General features: G+C 43.1%; 19 protein-coding genes and 3 tRNA genes. 10 read left to right on the forward strand and 12 right to left on the reverse strand.

Features of this window, described 5'->3' with window-relative positions; all coding sequences use genetic code 11:
- Nucleotides 1–70 precede the first annotated feature (70 nt).
- The 5 genes from ACRN9H_RS17135 to ACRN9H_RS17155 all read left to right on the forward strand — a co-directional run bounded on the left by ACRN9H_RS17135 (nucleotide 71) and on the right by ACRN9H_RS17155 (nucleotide 3,726).
- The gene (locus ACRN9H_RS17135; protein ID WP_432315371.1) at nucleotides 71–1,504 is read left to right on the forward strand and encodes a glyceraldehyde-3-phosphate dehydrogenase; all 1,434 of its coding nucleotides are present in this window, start codon (nucleotides 71–73) and stop codon (nucleotides 1,502–1,504) included.
- Between the two features lie 360 nt (nucleotides 1,505–1,864).
- Nucleotides 1,865–1,940 (forward strand) — tRNA-Gly (locus tag ACRN9H_RS17140).
- Nucleotides 1,941–1,964: 24 nt separating this feature from the next.
- Nucleotides 1,965–2,038, forward strand: a tRNA-Cys gene (locus tag ACRN9H_RS17145).
- A 47-nt stretch (nucleotides 2,039–2,085) separates the two neighbouring features.
- Nucleotides 2,086–2,172 (forward strand) — tRNA-Leu (locus ACRN9H_RS17150).
- Nucleotides 2,173–2,532: 360 nt separating this feature from the next.
- Nucleotides 2,533–3,726: an amino acid aminotransferase gene (locus ACRN9H_RS17155; RefSeq protein ID WP_432315372.1), complete on the forward strand. Its 1,194-nt coding sequence runs from the start codon at nucleotides 2,533–2,535 to the stop codon at nucleotides 3,724–3,726.
- A 123-nt stretch (nucleotides 3,727–3,849) separates the two neighbouring features.
- On the opposite strand, the gene ACRN9H_RS17160 is transcribed toward ACRN9H_RS17155, so the two are convergent.
- Nucleotides 3,850–4,773, reverse strand: a complete 924-nt coding sequence (locus tag ACRN9H_RS17160) for a YvcK family protein (RefSeq protein WP_432315373.1) — start codon at nucleotides 4,771–4,773, stop codon at nucleotides 3,850–3,852.
- Between the two features lie 308 nt (nucleotides 4,774–5,081).
- Between ACRN9H_RS17160 and ACRN9H_RS17165 the strand changes: the two genes are divergently transcribed.
- The gene (locus tag ACRN9H_RS17165) at nucleotides 5,082–5,894 is read left to right on the forward strand and encodes a glucosaminidase domain-containing protein (protein WP_432315375.1); all 813 of its coding nucleotides are present in this window, start codon (nucleotides 5,082–5,084) and stop codon (nucleotides 5,892–5,894) included.
- The gene (locus ACRN9H_RS17170; protein WP_432315377.1) at nucleotides 5,887–6,510 is read left to right on the forward strand and encodes a DUF2987 domain-containing protein; all 624 of its coding nucleotides are present in this window, start codon (nucleotides 5,887–5,889) and stop codon (nucleotides 6,508–6,510) included. The genes ACRN9H_RS17165 and ACRN9H_RS17170 overlap by 8 nt, the downstream gene beginning before the upstream one ends.
- Nucleotides 6,511–6,633: 123 nt before the next feature.
- On the opposite strand, the gene ttcA is transcribed toward ACRN9H_RS17170, so the two are convergent.
- The 11 genes from ttcA to ccoN all read right to left on the reverse strand — a co-directional run bounded on the left by ttcA (nucleotide 6,634) and on the right by ccoN (nucleotide 16,815).
- A complete protein-coding gene (gene ttcA / locus ACRN9H_RS17175) occupies nucleotides 6,634–7,605 on the reverse strand; it encodes a tRNA 2-thiocytidine(32) synthetase TtcA (protein ID WP_432315378.1) in 972 nt (323 codons plus the stop codon).
- A gap of 78 nt (nucleotides 7,606–7,683) precedes the next feature.
- On the reverse strand, nucleotides 7,684–8,616 hold the full coding sequence (uspE, locus tag ACRN9H_RS17180; RefSeq protein WP_220774064.1) for a universal stress protein UspE: 933 nt from the start codon (nucleotides 8,614–8,616) through the stop codon (nucleotides 7,684–7,686).
- Between the two features lie 176 nt (nucleotides 8,617–8,792).
- Nucleotides 8,793–9,545, reverse strand: a complete 753-nt coding sequence (etrA, locus tag ACRN9H_RS17185; RefSeq protein ID WP_220774063.1) for an electron transport transcriptional regulator EtrA — start codon at nucleotides 9,543–9,545, stop codon at nucleotides 8,793–8,795.
- A 55-nt stretch (nucleotides 9,546–9,600) separates the two neighbouring features.
- Nucleotides 9,601–10,293, reverse strand: coding sequence for a sulfite exporter TauE/SafE family protein (locus tag ACRN9H_RS17190; protein WP_432315380.1), 693 nt, complete (start codon nucleotides 10,291–10,293; stop codon nucleotides 9,601–9,603).
- On the reverse strand, nucleotides 10,290–10,532 hold the full coding sequence (ccoS, locus tag ACRN9H_RS17195; RefSeq protein WP_432315381.1) for a cbb3-type cytochrome oxidase assembly protein CcoS: 243 nt from the start codon (nucleotides 10,530–10,532) through the stop codon (nucleotides 10,290–10,292). The genes ACRN9H_RS17190 and ccoS overlap by 4 nt, the downstream gene beginning before the upstream one ends.
- Nucleotides 10,533–10,571: 39 nt before the next feature.
- Nucleotides 10,572–12,971 (reverse strand): heavy metal translocating P-type ATPase, encoded by a 2,400-nt coding sequence (locus ACRN9H_RS17200; protein WP_432315382.1) that lies wholly within the window; start codon nucleotides 12,969–12,971, stop codon nucleotides 10,572–10,574.
- Nucleotides 12,972–12,993: 22 nt separating this feature from the next.
- Nucleotides 12,994–13,473, reverse strand: coding sequence for a FixH family protein (locus ACRN9H_RS17205; RefSeq protein WP_432315384.1), 480 nt, complete (start codon nucleotides 13,471–13,473; stop codon nucleotides 12,994–12,996).
- Nucleotides 13,474–13,582: 109 nt separating this feature from the next.
- Entirely contained in the window at nucleotides 13,583–14,551 is a 969-nt protein-coding gene (gene ccoP / locus ACRN9H_RS17210) for a cytochrome-c oxidase, cbb3-type subunit III (RefSeq protein WP_220774058.1), read from the reverse strand.
- Nucleotides 14,551–14,727: a cbb3-type cytochrome oxidase subunit 3 gene (locus ACRN9H_RS17215; RefSeq protein ID WP_107404487.1), complete on the reverse strand. Its 177-nt coding sequence runs from the start codon at nucleotides 14,725–14,727 to the stop codon at nucleotides 14,551–14,553. Before ACRN9H_RS17215 ends, ccoP begins: the two co-directional genes overlap by 1 nt.
- Nucleotides 14,728–14,738: 11 nt before the next feature.
- Nucleotides 14,739–15,365 carry a cytochrome-c oxidase, cbb3-type subunit II gene (gene ccoO / locus ACRN9H_RS17220; protein ID WP_220774056.1) on the reverse strand — a complete coding sequence of 209 codons (627 nt, stop codon included), beginning with the start codon at nucleotides 15,363–15,365 and terminating at the stop codon, nucleotides 14,739–14,741.
- Between the two features lie 13 nt (nucleotides 15,366–15,378).
- Nucleotides 15,379–16,815 (reverse strand): cytochrome-c oxidase, cbb3-type subunit I, encoded by a 1,437-nt coding sequence (gene ccoN, locus ACRN9H_RS17225; RefSeq protein WP_220774055.1) that lies wholly within the window; start codon nucleotides 16,813–16,815, stop codon nucleotides 15,379–15,381.
- Between the two features lie 224 nt (nucleotides 16,816–17,039).
- On the opposite strand from ccoN, the gene ACRN9H_RS17230 reads away from it, so the two are divergent.
- The 3 genes from ACRN9H_RS17230 (at nucleotide 17,040) to ACRN9H_RS17240 (ending at nucleotide 19,382) form a co-directional block, all read left to right on the forward strand.
- Nucleotides 17,040–17,522, forward strand: a complete 483-nt coding sequence (locus ACRN9H_RS17230) for a hypothetical protein (RefSeq protein ID WP_432306529.1) — start codon at nucleotides 17,040–17,042, stop codon at nucleotides 17,520–17,522.
- A gap of 287 nt (nucleotides 17,523–17,809) precedes the next feature.
- Nucleotides 17,810–18,028 carry a hypothetical protein gene (locus ACRN9H_RS17235; RefSeq protein ID WP_432306528.1) on the forward strand — a complete coding sequence of 73 codons (219 nt, stop codon included), beginning with the start codon at nucleotides 17,810–17,812 and terminating at the stop codon, nucleotides 18,026–18,028.
- Nucleotides 18,029–18,089: 61 nt separating this feature from the next.
- The gene (locus ACRN9H_RS17240) at nucleotides 18,090–19,382 is read left to right on the forward strand and encodes a tyrosine-type recombinase/integrase (protein ID WP_432306527.1); all 1,293 of its coding nucleotides are present in this window, start codon (nucleotides 18,090–18,092) and stop codon (nucleotides 19,380–19,382) included.
- Nucleotides 19,383–19,626: the final 244 nt, after the last annotated feature.

Raw genomic sequence — 19,626 nt, forward strand, 5'->3', positions numbered from 1 at the left:
TTGGTCTTTTCGTCATGTTACTCAAACCTTTCAGTACATTTTATTGAAAAGTGAGATAAAGGATCTATAAATGAGCGCTGATAAACACCTACAAAGTTGGCAAGAACGTTTTGAAATGGCAGAGGCAATGCAACCTTTGTTAGGCAAGTTGTACCGTAATCAAGGCGTCGAAGTCATGATTTATGGCAAGCCGTTACTCAATGCTTCTACGATTGAAATCATTAAAGCGCACCGTTTAGTCCGTCGTCATGTTGGTGAGAAATTACGTTTACGCGAGAGTTTTCCTTTTGTTCAGGCGCTGAGCAAGCTTGCAGTTAAACAATGCAGAGTTGATATTGGTAAATTAGCCGTTAATTACTGGCGCGATCATACCGATGTCAGCGAAATTGAAAGCTATATGGCCAAAGAATTGGCCGATGCCATTGACCATGCCGATGATGTTGCGCCTCGTGATGTCGTGCTTTATGGCTTTGGCCGTATTGGACGTTTATTAGCGCGTTTGCTAATTGAACGCACTGGTCGCAGCAACAAGTTAAGATTACGCGCTATCGTGTTACGTGGCGGTAAAAAGGGTGATTTAGAGAAACGTGCTAGTTTATTACGTCGAGACTCTGTCCATGGTCCATTCAATGGTTCTGTGGAAGTTGACGAAGAGAACAATGCCATCATCGCCAACGGTACGTATATCCAAGTGATTTACGCGAATTCGCCTGATGAAGTGGATTACACTAAATACGATATCAGCGATGCCCTCGTTGTTGATAATACCGGTATTTGGAAAGATGAAGCGGGTCTTGGTTTACATCTTAAGAGCCCTGGTGCCAGCAAAGTGTTGTTGACAGCTCCTGCAAAAGGCGCAATCAAGAATATCGTCTACGGTGTGAATGAAGGCGACATTACCCCAGAAGACATTATCGTTTCTGCGGCAAGCTGTACGACCAACGCAATTACGCCGGTATTAAAAGCCGTCAATGATAAATATGGTATAGAGAATGGTCACGTTGAGACTATTCACTCCTATACCAACGATCAAAACTTGATTGATAACTATCATACTGCCGATCGTCGTGGTCGTAGCGCACCATTAAACATGGTCATTACGGAAACTGGCGCCGCAAAAGCTGTCGCTAAAGCGTTGCCAGAGCTAGCCGGTAAGTTAACGGGTAACGCGATTCGCGTGCCTACGCCTAACGTCTCTATGGCGATCATCAGCATGAACCTGAATGCTGAAACCAGTAAAGATGAGCTTAACGAGTATCTGAAAGATACGGCGTTACAATCACCGCTACAAAATCAAATTGATTACACAGACTCTACTGAGATTGTATCGAGCGATTTGGTTGGTTCTCGCTATGCGGGTGTGGTTGATTCGCAAGCGACTATCGCAGAAGGTAAGCGTGCCATTCTTTATGTCTGGTACGACAACGAGTTTGGCTACAGCTGCCAAGTTGTGGGCGTAATGCAAACTATGCTGGGTTTAACGACGCTGTCATTACCTGCGTAAGTCTTTTGAGCCATTAAGAGCTTTAACTGCTTTCCAAATAAGCGCCCGGTAAAAAGGGCGCTTTTGTTGTTCTCTATTTCGGCATTGTATTGCTCTGGCTGCAATCTTTGCATGAACGACTGTTTATCTATAGGGTTTGATCATTAGCAGTATTGGCAATCATCTCTACAATGAATCCCGAAATAGATTAGTGAAACATCAATTTAGTGCAGTTATGACGGTTTATTGGGCAAACGATGCGGCTTAGATCATTTTTTAAAAATTGTTGATTGACTCTGGGGTCTAAATCGGTAGAATGCCAATCCGCAGTCAAGGGAAAGCGTGCCTAGCATGAGTTCCGATGACATAGCGCAGTAATAAGCGACATTAGCTCAGTTGGTAGAGCGATACCTTGCCAAGGTATAGGTCATCGGTTCGAACCCGATATGTCGCTCCAAATTCTAATCAATTTGGTAATTTGGGCGCGATGGCAGAATGGCTATGCTGCGGATTGCAAATCCGCCGATCTCGGTTCGACTCCGGGTCGCGCCTCCAAGATAAAACGTTAATGACATGATTCCAGTTGTTAATGTAAAGAGTTTGCCCGAGTGGTGGAATCGGTAGACACAAGGGATTTAAAATCCCTCGCTGGTAACAGCGTGCCAGTTCAAGTCTGGCCTCGGGTACCAAAACAGAAAAGCCCTGACAATAGTCAGGGCTTTTTTGCTTTAGGATTTTTAATGTATGAATTCAACACTGCGTTGCCAATGTTGAGATAATCTCGCTTGTCGCCTTATTTATGGCTAGCTTTTATCATCTTTACAACAAATTGAATAATAAAAGTGTGATCTAGATTTTGCAAATACATTATCTTAAAAAAAACGGTTTTTTGTTTACAATTAATCAATAATATTTAAATTTTATTGATTAATCTTTGATAGCATAATCATTTCTAAACTAAGCAGTCTTCGGGTCTATTACACCTAGTAAGACAGTGATATAAATAACTCGAAATTTCCCCTACACGTGAACATTGAGGATAAGTTGTCATGATTTTCTCTGAAGTTGTACTTGCACCCGCCGATCCGATTCTTGGTTTAACCGATACATTTAAAGCGGATCCACGCCAAGATAAAGTAAATCTAGGTGTGGGTATTTATAAGAATGAGGCCGGCCAGACTCCTGTACTTGCATCAGTGAAAAAAGCAGAAGCCATATTGCTTGAGCAAGAGAAAACTAAAAACTACTTAGGTATTGAAGGCGTTCAAGCTTATAACCATGCGGTACAAACACTGTTATTTGGTAAGGGCAGTCAGTTGATATCTTCTGGCCGTGCAGCCACAGCGCAAGCTCCTGGTGGCACTGGTGCATTACGTATTGCCGCTGAGTTTTTACTGCGTAATACCGATTCACATACCATTTGGGTAAGTAACCCAACGTGGGCTAACCATCAAAATATTTTTGAAACGGCAGGCTTAACGGTAAAAGAGTACGGCTATTATAAAGCAGAGGCTCATGATATTGATTTCGATACCATGATGACGGATCTGTCTAGTGCGAATGTGGGCGATATCGTGCTATTACATGGTTGCTGCCATAACCCAACGGGTATCGACTTGACCTTAGCGCAATGGGAACTCGTAGCCCAATTGTGCGCCGATAAGAAACTGGTACCACTGTTTGATTTTGCTTATCAAGGCTTTGGTACAGGAATTGAAGAAGATGCTGCAGGTTTGCGTTTAGTTGCCGCTAAGGTGCCTGAATTGTTGATTGCGAACTCTTTTTCTAAAAACTTTGGTTTGTATAATGAACGTATCGGTGCAGTGACCGTCGTGGCAGAAGATACTGATGCCGCAGTACGTGCATTTAGCCAAGTGAAGCGTACCATACGTGCTAACTATTCTAATCCGCCAGCCCACGGTGCGCTGATCGTTAGCACCATTTTGGGCGATACAGCACTTAAAGCAATGTGGGTGCAGGAAGTGACTGAAATGCGTGAGCGTATAGCTGAAATGCGTACACTGTTCGTTGATAGTTTGAAAGCAGAAGGCGTGACACAGGACTTTAGTTTTATTTCCCGCCAAAATGGTATGTTTAGTTTTTCGGGTTTAAACAAAGCCCAAGTGGCACGTTTGAAAGATGAGTTTGGTGTTTACATTGTGGGTTCTGGCCGTATTAGCGTGGCTGGAATGACAAAGACCAATATGCCTGCGATCTGCAAAGCCATAGCGAAAGTGCTATAAGATTGATAGTTTTATAAATTTAAGCTAAAGGGATCATTCCTTTTCGCTTAATAAACATAAAGGACAGCATTGGCTGTCCTTTATTGTTTTGATTCAATTATTCACCGCTATACACTAAAAGGATTAGCAAGCGAGTGGTTGAAGTGTGAATTCTGGTTTGATCTGCAGCAGGGTGCTTAATGCATCTAACAAATTCGCCCGATCATGCAAATTGGGATTATGACGATTTTTTAACGGAAAGTAGTTGATCAGTGAGTCTAAACGTATTTGTTCGCCATGGCGTAACACTTTACTGATCACCGGTTTGCCGATCACTTGATGGCACCAAGCAATACGTTGTTCAATGCTAAATTGACCCGCAGGAGAGGTTTCTTCGGCAAGGTTATCGATAAAAATGACTTGTGCTTTTGTTGCCGCTAAACTTTTGGCGAACTTAGGCAGTAAGAGTGGCGGCATGATACTGGTTAAAAAGCTTCCTGGGCCTAAAATAATTAAATCGGCATGACGTACAGCCTCACAGGCCTCAACGGTTGCATCGACTTGGGGCTCAAGGCACAAGGCTATGGGCGCTTCATCCATGCTATCGACATTGGTCTCACCAAACACTTTACTGCCAGAGGCTCGAAGGGCAACTAAGTGAGTCGGTTGCTCGGACATAGGGATAAGCTGAGTCTCGATCTTGAGTAAGTTACGGATAAGATTAACCGCTTCTAATGGACGCACACAGAGTTGATCTAATGCCAGTAACATTAAATTTCCCAGATTATGACCACTGAGTTCAGTTTGCCCCTGAAAACGGTATTCAAAAAGCTGTGAGCCAACCGAAGGTCGATAAGCAAGATGGGATAAACAATTACGTAAATCACCCCATGCAATACAATCTTGTTCAGCCCGAAGCCTACCTGTCGAACCGCCATTATCTGTGGTAGCGACAATCCCAGTTAGGCGGTTACCTAAAAAATCGAGAGAAGATAATACTCGGCCTAAACCATGGCCTCCGCCGATGGCGACGACATGTTTAAATTGATTTAACATCAAATACTGCATCTGGGTTTATCCTTCCTGAATACCCGATAAGATCATTGTTATCCCTAAATAGCGCGTTAAGCGCGGCGATAGATGACCAAATGTTGTCATACATGATGGAAATAGCGGAACCTTAGAATAAAAGCTCAGTCAAACATTGTACTGAAAAAGTGGAGAACGGATCCAGTTCAACTGATTGATGTCGTTTCCGGCGGATATTGTACCTGAATTTACTCCCCTGATTTCAGGCAAATTTCGTTAAATCTAACAAATAGCTTATAATCCGCACTTTATTTTGCCTGTAAGGGCATTAAACCAAAGGTGAACTATTGAAAATAGGTAGAATTGGTTCGTTTACATTGGCATTAGCCATGGTCATCGTCGCCATTTTTTCATTGAGAGTGTGGATTATCCCAACGACTAATGATGCATCACATCTTGCGACTCGATTTGTTAACGCGGTCGATCCTGTTACTCAAGTTCCTGACTTTTCAACGGTTAATGATATCGTTGAAAAAAAGAAAGCCTTTTTTGATTTTTTGCGTCCCATTGTTCAGCAGCAAAATGCGATTATCTTGATGGAACGTGACTTTATCAATGAGATGCTCACCTTAATCGATAACGACAAGAGTTTATCTGAGAGCCAACGTGGGCTACTCAATGAGTTATTTGACAAGTATCAATATGCAGCACGAAATATAGATGCTAAATCCTTAAACAGTTTATTAAAACGCGTGGATATCGTGCCGGAATCTATGGTGCTAATCCAAGCGGCAAATGAGTCTGGTTGGGGCAGTTCTCGTTTTGCCCGTGAAGGTTTTAACTTTTTTGGAGAATGGTGCTTTACGTCGGGTTGCGGCATAGTGCCATCCTCGCGAGGTTCGGGTAAGTCGCATGAAGTGAAAGTGTTTACTTCAGTTGATGAGTCAGTGTCTTCTTATATGCGTAACCTTAACTCGAACACTGCCTATACGTTGCTTCGCTCAATACGTGCTGATTTACGCTCACAGGAGCTAGAGCTTAAGGCGGATCAATTGATTTACGGTTTAGTGAATTATTCAGAAAGACAAGATGCTTATATTGATGAGCTTCTGGATATGTTACGTCATAACGAAAAATATTTGGTGAATGTTGATGTATAAAAAATGGTGGTTAGGTTGTTTGTGTTTATTGGCCAGTAGTGCGAGCGCTGAAACTATATCTCTTGAATATAAAGGTTTTTATGACCGATTAAAACAGGTCAATAAAGGCAACTACCAGCTTGTTGAAGTGGCTTTTAGCGTCCCTAAACAAAAAAACTGTGTGATCCAAAGTGGAACTATTTCCAATGAAAAAACTTCAACGCCATTAACGTATACGGATGCTCAACGGTTATTTATACCATTAGATGATGAGTTAAAAAATGAGCGGACCTTAATTAATCTTAATTTTGCTGGTAGTGCAGAAGGGTGCGCAATTGCGATGCAAGTGAGAGCAAAACAGACATTAATACAATACGACAATCACCGTTTGCAGCAAATTAACACTGAAATGGATGCACTACTGAGTGCAATGCAAGGCTTTCCAATGCGCTATTTTAGGGAGCCCATAGCAGGATTAAACTTTGAGTTTACACCCGAGCAATCCGTGACCGTTCATATTGATGACCGCGAGCAAATAGTTACAGGCAGCTTTAAATTAGCGGCCAGCGAGCTCGAAAACATCACATCATTACGTTTTAGCTTGCCACCTTTGGTGTTGAGCCCTTGGGTCAAATAAGTGCTTTAAAAAATAAGGCAGCATTGCTTAAATTAAGATGCCGATCAAAAAGCCCACTCACAGTGGGATTTTTGATCTCTTTGATGGGCACAAACTTAGTTTTTTGGCTTACTTAGGTATGCGCTAGGCCTTATAAGTTTGCACAATCTCAATACGTTTGGTGGCATCTAAATTAATATGCCCATTTTCAATAATATCAATGAAGTCGAAGGCGGGTAAATTAGCCTCAGCAGCCACATCACCACGCATAGGTGCATCAGGGTCCCGTTTTAACGAGACAAAATCAAACTGTTCACGATCAACACCTTGCGAGGGAGCTGTATTTTGCATCGCAGTAAAAATGGTTTCAATACGTCCAGGATACTGCCTATCCCACTGGTTGAGCATATCTTTGACTGCTGCGCGCTTTAAGTTTTCCTGTGAGCCACACAAGTTACATGGAATGATCGGAAACTCTTTTAAACTGGCATATTCTTCAAGATCTTTCTCACGGCAATAAGCTAAGGGGCGGATCACCACATTAGCACCATCATCAGACAGTAACTTAGCTGGCATAGCTTTCATCCTGCCGCCAAAAAACATATTCAAGAACAGGGTCTCAATAATATCGTCTCTGTGGTGGCCAAGAGCGATTTTAGTCGCGCCGATACGCTGGGCAAAACTATAAAGAGTGCCACGGCGCAGACGAGAGCACAGTGAACAGGTCGTTTTACCTTCTGGGATTTTGTCTTTAACTATCGAGTAAGTATCCTTTTCAAGTATATGATAAGGCACGTTGAGTTGATCTAGATAGGCGGGTAGTACATGCTCGGGAAAACCGGGTTGCTTCTGATCTAGATTGACCGCGATAATTTCAAACTGAATGGGCGCACGTTGCTGTAAATTCATCAAAATATCGAGCATCGCATAGCTGTCTTTACCACCACTGAGGCAGCACATGATCTTATCGCCATCTTCAATCATATTATAATCGGCGATAGCATTACCCACTTCACGGCGTAAGCGTTTTTGTAATTTATTTAAACGGGTGGTATTTTTTTTTGATAATTCTTCAGACATTGGATTTGCCGCAGTTTCAGACATAGCTTCAAACATAAAAAAGCGCCCAGTAACACAGTTTCAGGGCGCGTATTATTCCAGCTATCTTAGCTGTGGTAAAGAGCATTGTACTGCTTAGGTTTCTTCTAACGGTGATTTATAGCCGTCCGGTTTAATGGCGAGTAAATCGCAGTTAATACTATCTATAACATGTTCGGCGGTATTACCAATAAGCGCGGCTGAAAATCCTGTACGGCCAACCGTTCCTAAGATCACTAGTTCAGCGTCGAGTTGCTCGGCAAGCTCAGGGATAACATCCTCTGGTAAACCTTCTTTAACATGGCAATGATTGGGGTCAATACCATAGGCGTTTGCAAGGTAGCTTACGCGTTGCTCATGTTGCGTACGAATAGTTTCATTATAGGATTGAGCATCAAAATCCGGTAATTCAATGGCTAGATTAACCGGGGTGCCGGGGTAGCCATTGACTAAATGTACTTCAGCGGAAAATTTAACGGCTAAATCTTTAGCATGCTCAATGATTTTACCGTTAAGCATTTGATGATCGCTATCTTCAGTTGCCACATTGACAGCACAGAGGATTTTTCCCGTTGCTGGCCAGTCGTGGGCTTTCACCATTAACACTGGTACAGGGGCTTTGCGCATTAAATGCCAATCGGTTGGTGTAAAGATCACTGCTTTGAGTTTATCGTGGGCATGGGTGCCTTTGACAATTAAATCGTACTTGCCTGCAATTGCATGATTAATAATACTTTCGAAGGGACGATTATGCCAAATCACCTGGGTATCGATATTGAGTTGCAGATGAGCGTAAGCGGTAAGTAAATCTTTAATCCAAGCTAAGCGTTGGTCTATAACACCTTGGCGCATAGATTCACGCTCTTGATTTGACAAAATAGATGTCATTTCGTAAGAGAAGTCGAAAATAGAAAGAAACACAGTGACTTGAGCGTTACTTTTACTCGCTAAAGTTATTGCTCTTGCAAGAGCAACTTGATCTTCAGTGGTAGGGTCAACCACAACCAGTATTTTTTGATAATCCTTCATGGCACGTTCCTTTAGTCATAGGCTCAATACCATCATGAGCCTTTGGCGATTAGCGGTATTGTTTTAGATCAAATTGGTTCCAAACTCATTTAAATATCGCGATTGACACTATTTTTTGTTTAGCCTATCTATTTACAACTGAATTATTGGGTCATCAATGATGGGTGAATAATCCGCTATCGAGCGATTCTTGAATGTCCTGCCAATTGATTGAGTTCTAACGTATCGAGAATGGTTATATATTTACCATTAACTTCAATTAAGCCTGATTTTTGGAAACGGCCAAGTAACCGGCTGATAGTCTCGACGGTTAAACCAAGATAGTTGCCGATATCACCGCGGGTCATCGTTAGTCGGAATTCTTTATGGGAAAAACCACGGCTACCAAAGCGATTAGCGAGGTTGCTGATAAATGCTGCTAAGCGTTCTTCGGCATTTTTCTTACTCAATAACAAAATCATTTCTTGATCGCTCATGATTTCATTACTCATCAGACGCATGATCTGTTGGCGTAATTTAGGCATAGTGCCTGAAAGTTCATCAAGGATATTGTAAGGGATTTCACAAACCATCGACGTTTCAAGTGCTTGTGCAAAACTTTGATGCAACTGTGCGTGGATCCCGTCAAAGCCAATCACATCACCAGCAAGGTGGAAGCCGGTAATTTGTTCATCGCCTTGCTCGGTAATCGTATAACTTTTGATGGTGCCAGAGCGGATAGCGAACAGCGATTTCAATACATCGCCTGATTTAAAAATTTGTTCACCTTTTTGAATCGGCTTTTTACGCTCAATAATATCATCGAGCTGATCTAGCTCACTGGCATTTAGGGTAAAGGGAATACATAGAGTACCCATACTACAATCGTGACAATGGATTGTGCATCCGCTAGCGGCAGGACGACGATTTTTATTTTGTTCAATTGTCATGTTGATTCTCAAGTTTTTGCACTGCAACCATGGTAAACCAATTCACTCATTTGGGCTAGTTCAGCTGTGCGAGGGCAATATATAAAGTTTGACCACCAAAGGCTATTAACAGTAAGCCGCTCAATAACCTAACGGTTTTCTGTTGTACCCATGTGGCGAGCCGTTTTGCTGCTACGCCCGCGCTTAATAGGGCCGGTAAGGTGCCTACACCAAAGGCCAACATAATCAAGGCTCCTTGGCTGGCAGAGCCAGAAGCCACCGACCAAGTTAAGGTGCTGTAGACTAAACCACAGGGAAGCCAGCCCCAAACAAATCCAGCCATTACGGCTTGACGAAGGTTGTTGATGGGGACAAGGCGTTGGGCAATTGGCTTTAAATATTGCCATAGCCATTGTCCTACTCGTTCAATCTGTACAATACCAACCCAAATTTTGGCGATATATAAGCCAGTAGCTATCATCATCAGCCCCGCAATAATACGCAGAACAATAAGATAGGTGTCGAGCTCGAATAAATGCCCCAATGCTGCCGACGATGCGCCAACGAAAGCGCCTGCCAAGGTGTAGCTTAAAATACGGCCAATATTATAACTCAGCAAATAATTGAGTTGATGTGCCAACAAATTACCTGATTTACGATGAGGTATTTGGGCTGAGAACGCGCCAACTAAACCGCCACACATGCCAAAGCAATGCGCTGCGCCCATCAGACCGACTAAAAAGGCGCCAGTTACATTGTACTCAATCACAGTGGCATGCCTTTTTGCTGATCTTTTATTGCTTGCTGCGTTGCATTGTCATCAAGTTGAGTTGCTAACGGCGTTACAGGTGTATGGCCTGGTTTGTCGACGTTTTCATCAAACAAGATAGAAACACTTTGGCGGTCAAGATCGTCAAATTGTTCAGATTTCACCGCCCAAAAAAATACCATAATGGCGATAGCAACAAAGATCATGGCAATGGGGATAAGCACATAAATAATTTCCATAATGGCCTCTTACTCTTTTGGTTAAACGTTTTATGATACTTACACTTTGACGCGCAATAATCTCAGGCTATTAGCGACCACAATCAAAGAGCTTGCCGACATACCAATCGCAGCGATATAAGGTACCACATGGCCTGTTACGGCTAAGGGTAAAATAAGCGCATTGTAACCCAGTGCCCAAGCCAAATTTTGCTTAATAATCTGCGTAGTCAATTTTGCAATGGCGACGGCTTGGGTGAAACGGGATAGATGATCGCCTAGTAAAATCAGATCGGCACTGTTTTTAGCAATGGCACTACCACTCCCCATTGCGACGGATAAGTCAGCCCCCGCCAGCACTGGCGCATCGTTGATCCCATCACCAAACATGGCCACACGAGTGTGTTGTTGTAATTGGGTCACTAGGGCAAGTTTACCCGCAGGTGTTAACCCGCTATGCACATCTTCAATCCCCAGTTCTTTTGCTAGCTGATGTACATGACCAGAATTATCACCGCTGGCAATACTTATACGGCAACCTTGTTGTTTTAATATTTCAACCGTGGCTTTACTGTCTTGGCGGATATTATCTTTAATGTCAAAGCTCGCCAGTACTTCAAGTTGTTCATTACCTGAGCGTGCTAACCAGATTTTTTGTGTCGGGTCGAGAGGATCAACACTGGCGCCAGTAAATAAGGCGTTACCAATTAAGTATTCAGTCCCATCGATACTGCCTCGCACGCCAAAACCCACTTCATGGTGAACATGTTCAGCAACCTGCGCATTATCGGCAAACTCAGCAAATGCCGCCGCAATCGGATGACGAGAGCCAGCCTCAAGTGCTGCGGCAATGGCTAAGGCCTGCGTCTTTGTTAAATCGGCCATGCACTGTATTTGCCCAATAGAGAGCGTGCCACAGGTGAGGGTGCCTGTTTTATCAAAGACCACATGTTTAATCAGTGGCAGTTTTTCAAATACCCCAGCTTTACGGGTAATGATCCCAAGGCGGGTAAAAATAGCGGTCGCGCAGGTGACTGCAGTCGGTGTCGCTAAGGCTAAGGCGCAAGGACAAGTGGCAACCAATACTGACAGTGTCACCCAAAAAGCATCTTCTGGCGCAATTTGATGCCAAACCAAATACGTTATTGCTGCGATGGTAAGAATTGTGCCTGAGAAATAGCGCGATAATTTATCGGCTAATAGGGCAATCGCAGGTTTGGTATTGGATGCAAGCTCTTGCAGTCTAATAATCTCGGCAACGAGTTGATCTTGCCCTAATGCGGTAATTTTAACTTTAATTGGTTGGTCAACGTTGATGGTGCCAGCGTATACCTGACTATCTCGTAGTTTTTCAATAGGCATTTGCTCGCCAGTGAGCATAGCTTCATTGATGCTAGTGTGGCCTTCAATCACCACGCCATCAGCGGCAACAATTTCCCCAGGTTTTACTAGAATGACGTCATTTAAACGTAATTTTTTAGCGGGGATTTCTTCTTGACCATTCTCGGTAACTAAGTGCGCGGTGAGTGGCACTAATTTATGTAAATTACTGGAGCTGACCGAGGCTTTTTGTCTGGCCTTTTGCTCAAAGTAACGCCCGAGCAACAGAAAGAAAGTGAACATAGAAACCGATTCAAAATACACTTCACCTGTGCCATTGATGGTGGCAAAACAACTGGCAATGTAGGCACCACCAATCGCAATGGAGACAGAGACATCCATATTGAGTTTGCCGCTGAGCAGGGTACGAATGGCACTAAAATAGAAGGGCTGCGCAGAATAAAGCACCACGGGCGTCGCGAAAATCATACTCACCCAGCGAAAATAGTCCCGATATTGCACGTCTAAATCAGTGAAATAGCCAGTATAAAGGGCGAGGGCGAACATCATTACTTGCATAGTCGCAAAGCCAGCGAGTCCTAAACGCAGTAAAAACTTACGGCTATTGAGTTTGTTATTGATTTCTTGTTCATCAACTTGGTAGGGCGCAGCTTGGTAACCAATACGGCTAATTTGTCCGAGAATATCACTGAGTTTTAGCGTGTGTTTATCCCAACTGATCATCGCTCTTTGGGTGGTCGAGTTGACCAGCACTTGCACTATGCCGTTAAGTTGTTTGACTTTATGCTCAATCAACCAAGCGCAGGCGGCGCAAGTGATGCCGTCGATAGACAGCGACACGGACTCGATATTATCCTCTGAATGGACAAAGTCTTGCTGTACTTCAGGTAAGTCATAGGCGCTAAACTGCGTTAAAGTTTCTGGGACGAGGGCATTTTGCTTGCTACCAGGCTCGGTACGAAACTTGTAGTAGCTAAGTAAGCCCGCATCAACGATAGCTTGAGAAACCGCCTGACAACCAGGGCAACACATGAGTTCATCACGTTCGTTAATGCGAGTCACAAACTGCTGGCCCGTAAGCACGGGCTCTTGGCAGTGAAAACAACTTGGGTATGTCATAGCAATATTAATTCAACCACAATCAGTTTAGCCACAGTTGGACATGATCTTTTAATTGAACGCGTTGGTGAATACGCCATTGACTATCATAACTTTCAAGGCGTATTTCCCAAGGTCCTGCCAGTGTCGCTGGTACCGTTATACGGTATACATTACTGGCATCGGCCGTAGCGGTGAGTTTGATATCTCGGTCGGCAAGCGTAGGATGGTAGAACTCGACTTTTAAAGCGGCTTGATACGCTGGACCACCGTGCTGCGTCAGTAAAACTTCATTACCGCTTTGTTCGAGTGAAAAATTCATGCCTATTTGTTTGGCATACTTCACTTTACTTAAGTCCATGTTGATGGCTTTACCTTGCTTATAATAATCTTCGGCAACGAGAGCGTCTGAATTATCAAGGGCTATTTTAAAGGTCGTCAGGCTTGCAATAACGGCGCACAAAGGCAGGAAAATTAAGAACCAAGGCCAGAACTGCTTATACCAGGCTTGTTGTTCGTTCATGTTAGTTACCCATTATAAAGATTTTAACTATTTTACCGTTTAAAATCGGTTATAGCACTTTAAAAAAAAGGCCTCGAAGTCTCGAGGCCTTAGCGTTACTCATATCTAATTACTTGTTTGACAAGCTATAAACATAAGCGGTGATCACGTGAACTTTCTCTTCACCGAGAACGTCTTTCCATGCAGGCATAACACCCGCACGGCCATGTTTAATGGTCTCTTCGATCATGCCGCGGCTACCGCCATATAACCAAACATCGTCAGTTAAATTTGGAGCACCCATGAACTTGTTGCCTTTAGCGTCCATACCATGGCACGCGAAACAACCTTTCATGAATGAGCCTTGACCTTGAGCGGCGAGTGTTTCGTCATGTTCACGGCCAGATAATTTAACAACGTATTCAGCTAAACCTGCAATCTCGCTATCATCAATCGGCAAACCACCTTTAGGCGGCATCATGCCATGACGACCACTCATGATCGTGGTTTTAATCGTGGCTAACTCACCACCATATAACCAGTCACCATCAGTGAGATTAGGGAAGCCTTTGCTACCACGTGCATCAGAGCCATGGCACTGAGCGCAGTTTTGCAGGAACAAACGGCCGCCCACTTTCAATGCTTCTTGGTTTTTCACTAATTCTTCTAGTGGCGTTGCCAAGTAAGCCGCGAAGATTGGGCCATATTTTTCATCAGCGTGTTTTACTTCTTGGTCATACTGAACATAACGGCCTTCTTTTGCTGCAAGCTCAATCGCTGCGGCAGAATCGGCTTTAATGCCTTGTTCAGTACCAATACTTTGATTAGAACTCGTCCAGCCTAATAGGCCTTTGTAGTTACCTAAACCAGGAAATAAGGCCAGATAAATCAAGCCAAACACGATAGTGATGTAGAACATATAACTCCACCATTTTGGCAGTGGGTTATTGAGTTCTTCAATACCGTCGAAACTGTGGCCCATCGATTCGCCTTCTTTTACGCCAGTGGTATTCTTAGAACACACCCGTAGTAATAGAAAACAACCCGCGATCACAACTAAAGACAGTACGGTAATCCAAACACTCCAGAAGCTACTCATTACTTATTCTCTCCTGAGTCCTTCGATTCCTTGCTGATTTCCTCATCGGAAAATACAAGGTTAGCTGCTTCATCAAATGATTTCTGACGGCGCGAGCTATATGCCCAAGCAAAGATACCGATAAAGGTCAGCATCACAATAATGGTTAAGATGCCTTGTAATGTGCCGTAATCCATATATTGCCTCCTTATTTGAGTGCGTGACCCAAAGACTGAAGATATGCAATCAAGGCTTCCAGCTCTGTCTTACCTGCAACAGCTTTCTGTGCGCCAGCCACTTCTTCATCGGTATAAAGATCATTACCCTTGTAACCGCCTTTATGCATGTTACGTAGGATAGTCATCTTCGCGCCCGTCAGTTCGCCGTCTAACTTGTTTTCGGCTAACCATGGGAACCCAGGCATGTTCGATTGAGGCACTACAGCACGAGGGTCAATTAAATGAACTTCATGCCATTTATCGCTATAACGACCGCCAACACGCGCTAAATCTGGACCTGTACGCTTAGAACCCCATAGGAATGGATGGTCCCAAACAGACTCACCAGCGACAGAATAATGACCATAACGTTCAGTTTCAGCCCGTAAAGGACGGATCATTTGGCTATGGCAATTACTGCAGCCTTCGCGCACATAAAGATCGCGACCTTCGATTTGCAGGGCAGTGTAGGGGATTAACCCTTCAACTGGCTCTGTGGTGTCCTTTTGGAAAATCAACGGTGTGATCTCCACAAGGCTACCAAAGCTGATAGCGATAACAGTAAAAATCGCTAGCAAACCGATGTTTTTTTCGACTATCTCATGATTAAATTTCATCGAGTTTGCTCCTTTAAGCCGCTGTGGGTTCAGCCAATGCTGGCAATGAATCTTTAGAGGCTTTCACTGTACGAATCACGTTATATGCCATGATCAGCATACCGGTCAGGAATAAACAACCGCCGAGGAAACGTACAAAGTAGAAAGGATAAGAAGCTTCTAGACTTTCAACAAAGCTGTAAGTCAAAGTGCCGTCAGCATTCACCGCGCGCCACATCAAACCTTGCATAACGCCCGAAATCCACATAGATACGATGTACAGTACTGTACCAATTGTCGCTAACCAGAAATGAACATTGATTAACTTGATGCTGTACATACGGCCGTGGCCAAATAGCACAGGGATCAGGTGATACAAAGAACCAATAGACACCATAGCAACCCAGCCTAGCGCGCCTGAGTGAACGTGACCAATAGTCCAATCCGTATAATGTGACAGTGCGTTAACGGTTTTAATTGCCATCATTGGGCCTTCAAAGGTAGACATACCATAGAAAGACAAGGAGACAACTAAGAAACGTAAAATAGGATCAGTACGCAGCTTATGCCAAGCACCTGATAAGGTCATGATACCGTTAATCATACCGCCCCAAGAAGGTGCGAATAGGATCAATGACATCACCATACCTAAAGACTGAGTCCAGTCAGGTAGCGCGGTATAATGTAAATGGTGAGGACCGGCCCAGATATACAGTGCAATCAGTGCCCAGAAGTGAACAATTGATAGACGATAAGAATAAACGGGACGACCCGCTTGCTTAGGTACGAAGTAATACATCATCCCTAAGAAACCTGCGGTTAATAAGAAACCAACGGCGTTATGACCATACCACCACTGCACCATGGCATCGACAGCGCCACTGTATATAGAATATGACTTAAATAGGCTAACAGGTACTGCCATAGAGTTAACAATATGAAGTACTGCAACGGTAAGGATAAACCCACCGAAGAACCAGTTTGCCACATAGATATGTGAGGTTGTACGCTTAACAATCGTGCCAAAGAATACCGTAGCATAAGCTATCCACACGATAGCAATTGCGATATCGATAGGCCACTCAAGCTCTGCGTATTCCTTACTCGATGTGTAGCCTAAAGGTAAGGTGATTACTGCAGATATAATAATCGCTTGCCAGCCCCAAAACGTAAATGCAGCTAATTTAGGTGCAAATAGTCGGGTTTGACAGGTACGTTGTACGACATAATAGGATGTTGCAAAAAGGGCTGATGTACCGAACGCGAAGATCACCGCATTGGTGTGTAAAGGTCGCAAGCGACTATACGTTAACCAAGGTGTGTCAAAGTTCAGCTGAGGCCAGATTAACTGAGCCGCAATTAATACACCGACTGACATACCAACGATACCCCACAAAACTGTGGTTAAGGCAAATTGGCGGACAATGGTGTAATTGTAATCAGCGCCGGTTGGCTGGGAATGGTTCATCATCGTGCTTCCACTGCTTATTACTTATACTTTGAGTAAAGACAAGCTTTACCTGTTATAAAACGACATAAAAATCAGCATCCCTATTAAGGTTGCTGAGCCATGTCAATGCGTTACCTTACATATTTTTGTTCAAATATGAGGTTTCGCAATGATACTTGAGCCATGTCAAAAAAGATACCAATGAGGGACGTTGAAAGTTGATCTAGATCACTCTGCACCATAGAATGCGCTCATCCAGATCTACAAGGTTACTCTTTGTGCCAACACCTTTGCGACTCTATTTATTCATCTTATTAACCTTTGGCCTTACCGCTTGCAAAGAAGAGGCTAAGCTAATGCCGCTAAAAAGCAGCTTTGATACTTCTCTATGTCAATTTTCAAAGGGGGAGTGTGTTAAACAAGTGGAAAATATCAAGCTCACTTTTAGTCTCTCGCCCGGTAATGCACCGAGTGAAAAGCCATTAACATTGAGTTTGTCATCGACTTTACCCATAACGGACGTCAACATTCGTTTAGAAGGGCGAGATATGTTTATGGGCATGATCCCCGTCAAGATGCAGCAATCCGATGACACCACTTATATAGGGCAATTTGTTTATGGATCGTGTAGCAGTGGTTACATGGTCTGGCGCGGCTTTGTCAGTTTTCGCCTCAATGGCCAAGATCATACAGTGATAGTTGATTTTCTGGCAGATGATAATGGGTGAGCGTTATGTTGCCTTAATCTCGTTGATTATCATGTTAATGGTATAAGTTATTGATTATTAGTTTATCTATTTGTTGTACTCTGAAAAATAGTCCTAAGTGAATTAACGATCCCATTTATTGGCTAACTGTACATTTTAATTTTTAAAGCAGTTTAAGGGTGAACATTTAAAATCGGCATAATTTTTTAATAAAAAGAGAGGGCAGTTGGACTTACTGAACTCACTAGTTGATAATCATTCGTATTTGTGTATTCTTGTGATATTAGCTAATCAGTGAGGAAAGGGTGATGGCAAACCGAATTAATCTATCAATATCGGCGCATAAATTGGCAAAACTGATCCATGATGGGCATCTCTGTGCGGCAGACTTTACATGCTTAGATAGCCAATCCAAGCAGCAAGTCTGGCAATTATGCTTAATTTGCTGCCAAAAAAGAGTGACTTGTCAGCAATGTACGTTTTCTGCATGTGCTAAAATCCCGATATCTCTTGATGCCGATAAATAACATTATCGGCATTTGCGTTTAAGTATTATCATACAAGAAACCTTTATAATTCAGATGTCATATGCAACTTCCTCCAGTTATTCCACTATTTGACTCATTTGAATTCATACAAGTTGGTAATAGTATCGTTAACCAATACATCACCCAAATCAGCATGGAAAAGGTGGTAGATGCAGGTTTAGTTATCGAACATGCCAGTGATTGGTTATTTGAACAAAAGCACAATGAAAACAACTATAAAACCTATCGTAGTGAGTTAACGACATTTCTACATTGGTGTTTTGATGTCGTTTCAATGTCACCAATAGACGTTACCCGTAAAGATATGAGTCGCTATGTTGATTACTGCCAAACGCCGCCCATAGCACTAATTGGCTATTTTAATGTGCCACAGTTTAGATTGGATAAGCAGTGTGACGAGCGGGTTCCTAATGCGCAATGGCGGCCATTTGTCGGCAAAAAACATCTCGGTCAAGTACAACCCTATGTATTAAGTGATAATGCGTTAAAAACCAAGATGGCCATTTTGTCTTCGTTTTATTCATATCTGACAAGTGAAGAATATTGTGAGCGTAATCCTGCTCAGATCTGGCTTAATCACAGTCGATTTTCCGCCAATCGGTCGTATCAACGACAAAATCATGAAGATGAAAATAGCCTTGCATTTACTGAATTACAGTGGTCGTACGTCATGTCAACCGTAACAGCGCAGGCTGAGGAATTCCCTGAATTACATCAAAGAAGTTTATTTCTTATCTCATTGATTTACAGTTGCTATTTACGGATTTCAGATGTGTCTGCACGCGCGGGTTATTCACCAGTAATGAATCAATTTAAACATAATCAGCAAACCGGTATTTGGAGCTTTCATATTCCGCTGAGTAAAGGAGGTAAAAAGCGTAACGTGGCCATTTCGAAGGCTTTACTTGAAGCTTTAGTCAAATATCGACAGTTTCTTGGGCTAACTGATTATCCTGGACCCAATGAAAACCGTCCTTTATTTGTGCGCCACAAAGCCGCTGGACGTGGTCGAGATGTTGGCATACTCAACGCCAATTTAGGTATTCGTCATGTTCGTGATGAAATTCAAAGCATTATCAATCTTGCAGCCGAACGTATCGAAACGGATGGCTTTATACAGGACGGCGCACAAATGCGCAAACTCACAGCGCATAATATTCGGCACACCGGCATCACACACGATATCAATATAAACCGCAGACCGTTATCTCATGTTCAGGCGGATGCCGGACATGAAAGCATTGACACCACATCGCAGTATTTGCACACCAGCCAAGTTGAACGCCATGAAAGTGCATTCAACAAACCAATCGACCATTTAAAAGGGATATAGGGTGCGTATAAATTGTGTGCTCATAATCAGCGAAAGATCAAAAGCATTCATAACGTGCCTTAACAACGTTTAAATGACACTTATCGGCACATCTAATCCCTTAATGCAAAGCTGCGTACAATGTACCGAAGATTCATGTTGAAGTGCTGCCCCTGTCATAATGCGCAGCGACAGGGGGCGGGCAGAGCCCGACTTTAATATAATCTGTATTGTGCGAAGGTCTAAAACCCACTTTAGAATCACT

Source organism: Shewanella sp. MF08487, from assembly GCF_050848685.1.
Lineage (GTDB): Bacteria > Pseudomonadota > Gammaproteobacteria > Enterobacterales > Shewanellaceae > Shewanella > Shewanella glacialipiscicola.

Coding starts and splice junctions, on each gene's coding strand:
- ACRN9H_RS17135 (WP_432315371.1), top strand. CDS start 71: ATGAGCGCTGATAAACACCTACAAAGTTGGCAAGAACGTTTTGAAATG.
- ACRN9H_RS17155 (WP_432315372.1), top strand. CDS start 2,533: ATGATTTTCTCTGAAGTTGTACTTGCACCCGCCGATCCGATTCTTGGT.
- ACRN9H_RS17160 (WP_432315373.1), bottom strand. CDS start 4,773: ATGCAGTATTTGATGTTAAATCAATTTAAACATGTCGTCGCCATCGGC.
- ACRN9H_RS17170 (WP_432315377.1), top strand. CDS start 5,887: ATGTATAAAAAATGGTGGTTAGGTTGTTTGTGTTTATTGGCCAGTAGT.
- ttcA (WP_432315378.1), bottom strand. CDS start 7,605: ATGTTTGAAGCTATGTCTGAAACTGCGGCAAATCCAATGTCTGAAGAA.
- uspE (WP_220774064.1), bottom strand. CDS start 8,616: ATGAAGGATTATCAAAAAATACTGGTTGTGGTTGACCCTACCACTGAA.
- etrA (WP_220774063.1), bottom strand. CDS start 9,545: ATGACAATTGAACAAAATAAAAATCGTCGTCCTGCCGCTAGCGGATGC.
- ccoS (WP_432315381.1), bottom strand. CDS start 10,532: ATGGAAATTATTTATGTGCTTATCCCCATTGCCATGATCTTTGTTGCT.
- ACRN9H_RS17200 (WP_432315382.1), bottom strand. CDS start 12,971: ATGACATACCCAAGTTGTTTTCACTGCCAAGAGCCCGTGCTTACGGGC.
- ACRN9H_RS17205 (WP_432315384.1), bottom strand. CDS start 13,473: ATGAACGAACAACAAGCCTGGTATAAGCAGTTCTGGCCTTGGTTCTTA.
- ccoP (WP_220774058.1), bottom strand. CDS start 14,551: ATGAGTAGCTTCTGGAGTGTTTGGATTACCGTACTGTCTTTAGTTGTG.
- ACRN9H_RS17215 (WP_107404487.1), bottom strand. CDS start 14,727: ATGGATTACGGCACATTACAAGGCATCTTAACCATTATTGTGATGCTG.
- ccoO (WP_220774056.1), bottom strand. CDS start 15,365: ATGAAATTTAATCATGAGATAGTCGAAAAAAACATCGGTTTGCTAGCG.
- ccoN (WP_220774055.1), bottom strand. CDS start 16,815: ATGATGAACCATTCCCAGCCAACCGGCGCTGATTACAATTACACCATT.
- ACRN9H_RS17230 (WP_432306529.1), top strand. CDS start 17,040: ATGCGCTCATCCAGATCTACAAGGTTACTCTTTGTGCCAACACCTTTG.
- ACRN9H_RS17235 (WP_432306528.1), top strand. CDS start 17,810: ATGGCAAACCGAATTAATCTATCAATATCGGCGCATAAATTGGCAAAA.
- ACRN9H_RS17240 (WP_432306527.1), top strand. CDS start 18,090: ATGCAACTTCCTCCAGTTATTCCACTATTTGACTCATTTGAATTCATA.